Origin of the sequence: Tuberibacillus calidus DSM 17572 (assembly GCF_000430685.1) — a bacterium.
Lineage (GTDB): Bacteria > Bacillota > Bacilli > Bacillales > Sporolactobacillaceae > Tuberibacillus > Tuberibacillus calidus.
The window spans coordinates 1-2,126 of the sequence record NZ_AUMM01000087.1 but is presented as its reverse complement, the minus strand read 5'-3'; the positions used below and the strand labels follow the sequence as shown (position 1 = coordinate 2,126).

The window sequence follows — 2,126 nt, the reverse complement described above, 5'->3', positions numbered from 1 at the left end:
GAAAAACCCTTGTTAAATCAACATTTTTTTTGTTATTCAGTAGACCCTAAATAGAAAAAGATAATTCCCCTATTCTCCTTTCAGTCTTAGTAATCAAAATCCGCTGGATGATATTCAAGCCCATCTTTGTTGAAGTACTTATAAAACAGTTCATTTAGAAGTATCCAACGTTCTCCATTTTCCATTTTCTCAATTGCATCAAGAATTTGCTGTGCAGTCATCTTATTGTTCATTTAAATCTACTCCTTTAAATTATGCTGTTATAGAATAAATCAATTGACTTTCTTTGAGCCCGAATGGAAGATTCTTATTTGATCCACTAGTGTCCTTTTACGACGAATTGTTTTTATAAGAAGCTCTATCTCTGTTATCCAATTAACTCTGTTCTTCTTTTCACAATAAACCTCCTACGCACACGATTTTGGATTATTTTTGACGTGTAAAAATCAAATAAAAAAGACCTCAACCTAATCGTTGAAGTCATGTCGTATCAGTTATGTATTGGTGCCAGTGGTGGGAGTCGAACCCACACTCCTTGAGGGAACACGATTTTGAGTCGTGCGCGTCTGCCAATTCCGCCACACTGGCAATTCCTAATGTAAAAGTGGTGCCGAGGGCCGGACTCGAACCGGCACGGTAGTCACCTACCGCAGGATTTTAAGTCCTGTGTGTCTGCCAATTCCACCACCCCGGCTTGGCCATATTTATTTTGGAGGCGGCACCCGGATTCGAACCGGGGGTAAAGGTTTTGCAGACCTCTGCCTTACCACTTGGCTATGCCGCCCTAATTCCCATAGCCATCAACAAGTGGAAATATTACATGCTCCAAATTATTTGTAAAATGGAGCGGAAGACGGGACTCGAACCCGCGACCCCCACCTTGGCAAGGTGGTGTTCTACCACTGAACTACTTCCGCATATGGCTGGCCCACCAGGATTCGAACCTGGGCATCGCGGATCCAAAATCCGCTGCCTTACCGCTTGGCTATGGGCCAATGCAAGGTAATGGGGCGGTTGATGGGTTTCGAACCCACGAATGCCGGATCCACAATCCGGTGCGTTAGACCACTTCGCCACAACCGCCAAAATTCATTAAGAAATGGCAGGGGCAGTAGGAATCGAACCCACACTGGAGGTTTTGGAGACCTCTGTTCTACCGTTAAACTATGCCCCTAAACTGGTGGTGGTGGAGGGGGACGGATTCGAACCGCCGAACCCTGAGGGAGCGGATTTACAGTCCGCCGCGTTTAGCCACTTCGCTACCCCTCCACAATATATGAAGCTTAGAGGAGTAAAATCCTTTTTTATTAAAAAGTATATTCCATATAGAATAATGGTGCCGGCCAGAGGACTTGAACCCCCAACCTACTGATTACAAGTCAGTTGCTCTGCCAATTGAGCTAGGCCGGCATCAATGATAAAAATGGTGGCTCGGGACGGAATCGAACCGCCGACACGAGGATTTTCAGTCCTCTGCTCTACCGACTGAGCTACCGAGCCATAAATGGCGGATCCGACCGGGATCGAACCGGCGATCTCCTGCGTGACAGGCAGGCATGTTAACCGCTACACCACGGATCCATTAAATCTATGCACATTATATTACGAGATTTAAATTAAATTTGGTTGCGGGGACAGGATTTGAACCTGCGACCTTCGGGTTATGAGCCCGACGAGCTACCACTGCTCCACCCCGCGATAATGGTGGAGGATGACGGGATCGAACCGCCGACCCTCTGCTTGTAAGGCAGATGCTCTCCCAGCTGAGCTAATCCTCCATTTATAGTCGTTAAAGACATTTTCTATTATACCTTATTTTTACTAGAAAATCAAGCATTTTTTATTAAGGTTGGTGACCCCTACGGGATTCGAACCCGTGTTACCACCGTGAAAGGGTGGTGTCTTAACCACTTGACCAAGGGGCCTTGCTTATGTATGGCGGAGAGCGTGGGATTCGAACCCACGAGACAGCTGTAACCGTCTACACGATTTCCAATCGTGCTCCTTCGACCACTCGGACAGCTCTCCGTGATGGCTCCGCAGGCCGGATTCGAACCAGCGACCGATCGGTTAACAGCCGATTGCTCTACCACTGAGCTACTGCGGAATGATCTGGAAAAGGTATC

At 47.0% G+C, this 2,126-nt stretch carries 1 protein-coding gene and 16 tRNA genes; all 17 read right to left on the bottom strand.

Features of this window, described 5'->3' with window-relative positions:
* Positions 1-86 precede the first annotated feature (86 nt).
* Entirely contained in the window at positions 87-233 is a 147-nt protein-coding gene (locus H532_RS20455; RefSeq protein WP_155995068.1) for a hypothetical protein, read from the bottom strand.
* A gap of 269 nt (positions 234-502) precedes the next feature.
* Positions 503-588 (bottom strand) — tRNA-Leu (locus H532_RS0114065).
* Between the two features lie 17 nt (positions 589-605).
* Positions 606-694, bottom strand: a tRNA-Leu gene (locus H532_RS0114060).
* A 16-nt stretch (positions 695-710) separates the two neighbouring features.
* Positions 711-784 (bottom strand) — tRNA-Cys (locus H532_RS0114055).
* 58 nt (positions 785-842) lie between these two features.
* Positions 843-917: transfer RNA gene (locus tag H532_RS0114050), tRNA-Gly, on the bottom strand.
* 3 nt (positions 918-920) lie between these two features.
* A tRNA-Gln gene (locus H532_RS0114045) sits at positions 921-995 on the bottom strand.
* Between the two features lie 11 nt (positions 996-1,006).
* A tRNA-His gene (locus H532_RS0114040) sits at positions 1,007-1,083 on the bottom strand.
* A gap of 17 nt (positions 1,084-1,100) precedes the next feature.
* Positions 1,101-1,174: transfer RNA gene (locus H532_RS0114035), tRNA-Trp, on the bottom strand.
* Between the two features lie 10 nt (positions 1,175-1,184).
* Positions 1,185-1,269 (bottom strand) — tRNA-Tyr (locus H532_RS0114030).
* A 65-nt stretch (positions 1,270-1,334) separates the two neighbouring features.
* Positions 1,335-1,410 (bottom strand) — tRNA-Thr (locus H532_RS0114025).
* Between the two features lie 14 nt (positions 1,411-1,424).
* Positions 1,425-1,500, bottom strand: a tRNA-Phe gene (locus H532_RS0114020).
* A gap of 5 nt (positions 1,501-1,505) precedes the next feature.
* Positions 1,506-1,581, bottom strand: a tRNA-Asp gene (locus H532_RS0114015).
* 42 nt (positions 1,582-1,623) lie between these two features.
* Positions 1,624-1,698, bottom strand: a tRNA-Met gene (locus tag H532_RS0114010).
* 4 nt (positions 1,699-1,702) lie between these two features.
* Positions 1,703-1,778 (bottom strand) — tRNA-Val (locus H532_RS0114005).
* 72 nt (positions 1,779-1,850) lie between these two features.
* Positions 1,851-1,925, bottom strand: a tRNA-Glu gene (locus H532_RS0114000).
* A gap of 11 nt (positions 1,926-1,936) precedes the next feature.
* Positions 1,937-2,028: transfer RNA gene (locus tag H532_RS0113995), tRNA-Ser, on the bottom strand.
* Between the two features lie 4 nt (positions 2,029-2,032).
* Positions 2,033-2,107: transfer RNA gene (locus H532_RS0113990), tRNA-Asn, on the bottom strand.
* Positions 2,108-2,126: the final 19 nt, after the last annotated feature.

What these genes read in the sequence shown, in the direction of transcription:
- H532_RS20455 (WP_155995068.1), bottom strand. Translation starts at nt 233, where the DNA reads ATGAACAATAAGATGACTGCACAGCAAATTCTTGATGCAATTGAGAAA.